This window comes from Halomonas terrestris, from assembly GCF_049166755.1.
Classification (GTDB): Bacteria; Pseudomonadota; Gammaproteobacteria; order Pseudomonadales; family Halomonadaceae; genus Halomonas.
This window is the reverse complement of the sequence record NZ_JBMHFZ010000046.1, coordinates 1-3,143: the sequence shown is the minus strand read 5'-3', so window position 1 is coordinate 3,143 and position 3,143 is coordinate 1. Positions and strand designations below refer to the sequence as shown.

Below are 3,143 nucleotides of genomic sequence, written 5' to 3'. Positions count from 1 at the left end.
CGAGGCCGAGGAGATCACCGTCACCGCCACGGTGGACCACGCCCCCGAGACCGACCTGGTGATCACCCTGAACAACGGCGAGCAGATCACCATCCTGGCCGGTGCCACCGAAGGCAGCGTGACCTTTGATGCACCTAATGTCGCTGACGGTGATGAGTTGGTTGAGTTCTCTGTTGACACGACACAGGGAGGGAATTACGAAAACCTGGTGGCAGGTGAGTCTACAAGTACAATGGTCATCGATTCTGTACCCGTACTGACAGTGGACGACGGAACCGTCTGGGAATCAGCACTGCCAGAAGGAAGCGGTGGTGGTTCTACCACTGCAACAGGAAGTTTCACGATTGATACTGGTGCGGATGACCTGGATTTTATCGAAGTGAAGGACAAGGATGGTAACTGGATCAGTGTCACGGAAGATGGCACTAGTGTGATGGGTGACTATGGCACATTGACAGTAAATCAGGATGGCAGTTGGACCTATGTGCTGGACGGCAATACTCTGGATCATGACCAAGTCGATCTGACCGGTGAAGCCGACCAGGTACAGGATCTGTTCGATGTGCGCGTGACGGATCATGATGGGTCGCAGTCGGAAGAGTCCACTCTGGTGATCGACATCAATGATGATGGGCCGCATGTCGAGCCGGTTCGTGATGCCGCCATGATTCATGAAGTGGGATCGGAGCTCACCGATGAGATTCCATTCACTTTTGGTGCTGACTTTCAGAACGGCACTGTCCAGATTTCCGGAAGCAATGATGGTTCGCACTGGGTGCACTCCGGCACGGACCAACGAATGACATCAGATGGAAATGAGCTTCTTTATCGCGATAATGGTGATGGATCGATAGATGCTTATCATGGCGAAGGGGACAATGAGGTCGTTGTGTTCTCCGTTGTCTATAACGGTGACGGTACCTATACATTCCATCAGTATCAGCCGATAAACGGTGTCCAGGCTGAGACAATCGAGGTTGGTTTTTCCAATGATACTGGCTTCGGGGGTGGTAACACGGGTGATCCCGCGTACTTCACCGATGCTGAAACTGTCGGGGGGTCTGGCTCGATTGTCATCAAGGCAAGTGTGGCAGAAGGTGATACGGTAAATTACAATAACAATGCTCTCGGTGTTTCTCAGGGGAGTACCATCGATGATCCTTCCGAAGTCCTGATTCTGGAATTCTTCGATGGGGAGGGATGGTCGGAATCCTCTGATGGGAAGTCGCTTGAAGAACCATCCGGTGGAGCCACTCTTCTGGAATCAAACGCTATCACATTCAGCTTCTGGGGCCTTGATCCCAACAAGGGTGAGGTGCCGACATTCGAGCTCTGGCGTGATGGTGAAAAGCTCGATGGTTCATTTACCGCCACTGAGAATGACGATGGTACCTGGACGGTCTCATCAGATCAGGTCTTTGACTCAGTACACATCAGCGCGGAGAGTGATGCCGGAAATGGTTTCGGAGTGTCCGGCGCCAGTATCACAACTATTCAGACAGGTGAGTCTGCCACAATAGGGCTTGAAGCCGTTATTACGGATGGCGATGGTGATACGGCTTCAGTGGAGTGGGAGTTCACTTCGAGTCCTGATGGTGAATTGCTGGAAGGGACCTCAGGCAATGATATCTTGCAGGGGTCGAGCAGTGACGATCTCATTTCAGGTGGCGATGGTGACGACCTGATCATCGGTGGAGCCGGCAACGACACCATGTATGGTGGTGCCGGTGCGGATACCTTTATCTGGGACTTCAGCGAAGAAGCAAGCCATCAGGGGACGACTGAACAGCCCGCGATCGACAACGTCATGGATTTCAGCACCGGCGAAGGTGATTCCCTCGAGTTTCGATCGCTCCTTCAGGAAGGGGAGGACGAAGGTGATATCGGCCGGTATCTGCATCTCGAGAGCGACGGGGATGGCAATTCCATCCTCTATGTGAGCACCGAAGGTGCCTTCGGTGAGTCACCCGATGTCGATCTGGCCGATCAGCAGATCTTCCTCAAGGACTTCACCGGGGATCTGGATGAGCTGAACCTCAATATCGAGTGATACAACGTCTTCCCCCACCGAGCGCCCGGCCTTGCCGGGCGCTTGCTTTCGGGCGCTTCAGGCACGGCGTGCAGCCCCTGACGGATGCCTTCCTCCTCGGGTGGTCCTCGTTACGCGACATATCCCCATGCACCTCCGGCCGGTCTGCCCTATGATGGCAGGCAAGAGGCTTCTGTGGAGACACCCATGTACATCAAGCGCGACGACGACGGCCGCATCGAGCTGGTCAGCCGGGAGGCGACACCCGACTGCCGGGAGTACCTGGCCGCGGATTCACCGGAGCTGCTGTCGTTCCTGATGGAAGGGGAGGGGCATCAGGGCGAGGCGCACTTCCAGGCCTCGGACCTGGCCTTCGTGCGCGTGCTGGAGGACGTGATCGAGGTGCTGATGGACAAGGGCGTGATCAGCTTCACCGACCTGCCCGAGCCGGCCCAGCAGAAGGTGATGGAGCGCCAGTCGCTGCGCCGGCGGCTCAACGGCCTGAGACTGATGTCGGGGGCGGACGAGGAGGAGGACGGCGTCATCTAGGTGATGCCGCGCCCTCGCAGCAGCATCCGACCGGCCCGCCGCCTCAGGCGGGCCGGTCGTTCTGGCGAATGCCGGGGCCGGTGACGCCATCCATGCCCAGCTCGAACAGCACCCTGGACTCCTCCAGCGACTCGACACCCTCGGCGATGGCCAGGATCCCCAGCGAATGGCAGAGCGTCGCCATGCCGCGCAGGATGGTCTGCTGCTCCGGGCTCCGGTCGACCCCCCTGACCAGCGCAACGTCGATCTTGAGGTAGGCCAGCCCCAGGTCGTGAAGGTCGGCGATGCGCTTGAACTCCCCGCCCACGTGCTCCAGGCCGATCCGGCAGCCCAGCGGCTGCAGTTCCCGGCAGAAGCTGCGGAAGCTGGCCAGGTCGTGAATCGCCATGGACTCGGGCATCTCCAGCCAGAGCTGGCCGGCGGCCTCGTGGTGCGAGTTGATCAGGGCGCGCAACGCCATCACGAAGTGCGAATCGCGGATCGAGGCCGGTGACAGGTTGATCCCTACCGGCTTGCCGCGCTGGTTGATGTCCTGGATCGCCGTGCGGGCCACGGCCAGGTCGAG

At 58.3% G+C, this 3,143-nt stretch carries 3 protein-coding genes; 2 read left to right on the top strand and 1 reads right to left on the bottom strand.

Annotated elements, in window-relative coordinates:
• Both ACOMD9_RS21010 and ACOMD9_RS21005 read left to right on the top strand, forming a co-directional pair.
• Nucleotides 1-2,050 (top strand): immunoglobulin-like domain-containing protein (locus tag ACOMD9_RS21010; protein ID WP_421417967.1); only part of this gene is annotated, 2,050 nt, incomplete at its 5' end.
• Between the two features lie 186 nt (nt 2,051-2,236).
• Nucleotides 2,237-2,578, top strand: a complete 342-nt coding sequence (locus ACOMD9_RS21005) for a tryptophan synthase subunit beta like protein (RefSeq protein WP_421417966.1) — start codon at nt 2,237-2,239, stop codon at nt 2,576-2,578.
• A gap of 43 nt (nt 2,579-2,621) precedes the next feature.
• On the opposite strand, the gene ACOMD9_RS21000 is transcribed toward ACOMD9_RS21005, so the two are convergent.
• Nucleotides 2,622-3,143, bottom strand: a 522-nt coding sequence (locus ACOMD9_RS21000; protein WP_421417964.1) for an EAL domain-containing protein, incomplete at its 5' end; no start/stop codon positions are given.